This is a genomic window from Clostridium algoriphilum (genome assembly GCF_020443705.1).
Classification (GTDB): domain Bacteria; phylum Bacillota; class Clostridia; order Clostridiales; family Clostridiaceae; genus Clostridium_AD; species Clostridium_AD algoriphilum.
Map to the genome: position 1 here is coordinate 1 of NZ_JAIZZK010000120.1, position 697 is coordinate 697.

Genomic DNA, 697 nt, shown 5'->3' on the forward strand with positions numbered 1-697 from the left:
AAAAATGGTAAATATGCTAAAAAATCTTCATTTTCCATAACTATTCTTTTTTTAAATTCTATTTCTTCCTTGTTCATTTTACATATTAAGCATTCATTATTTTCTTCGTAATATTCTCTACATGAATCTAGTTCTGTTTTTATTTTTAATGGCATTTCTGAATATGCATATATCTGACCATGAGGATGAGGCATTGTTACCCCTACTTCGGCTCCTCGATTCTCAAATTCAAAAATATATTTCACTTTACTATCTTTACTTAGTTCTATAAACCTTTCGCACCATAAGTCTACAAGCTTTCTTACATGTGGTAGTGGAAGCTCGCTCAAGGTTTTAGTATGTTCTGGCGAATAAAGGATAACCTCACATTTTCCATAAGCTTCTTTAGTCCTATAAAATTCTGAACCGACACTATCCGGTATCGATGGTTCTTTGGATAATGCAGGGAAATCGTTATCATATTCTTGAACATCGTATGTATCAGGTACTTTACCAGAGCCTGGACAAAATGGACACCAGTCTTTTGGCATTTGTGGTCTGTCCTGTCTATTTGATGCAACCATAACCCAATCTTTTAACATAGGATTCCATCTTAATTCTGCCATTTAAATCATCAACCTTTCTTTAGAAAACCTTTTCTATTTTTATAAATTAATAAGTACTTTTACAAGTACACCAATTCAAATAAATCATTATA

General features: G+C 32.0%; 1 protein-coding gene. It reads right to left on the reverse strand.

The annotated features are described in order from the left end of the window. Positions 1-605: galactose-1-phosphate uridylyltransferase (gene galT, locus LGK95_RS22200; RefSeq protein ID WP_226127106.1), on the reverse strand; the 605-nt coding region annotated here is incomplete at its 3' end. Between the last annotated feature and the right edge of the window lie 92 nt (positions 606-697).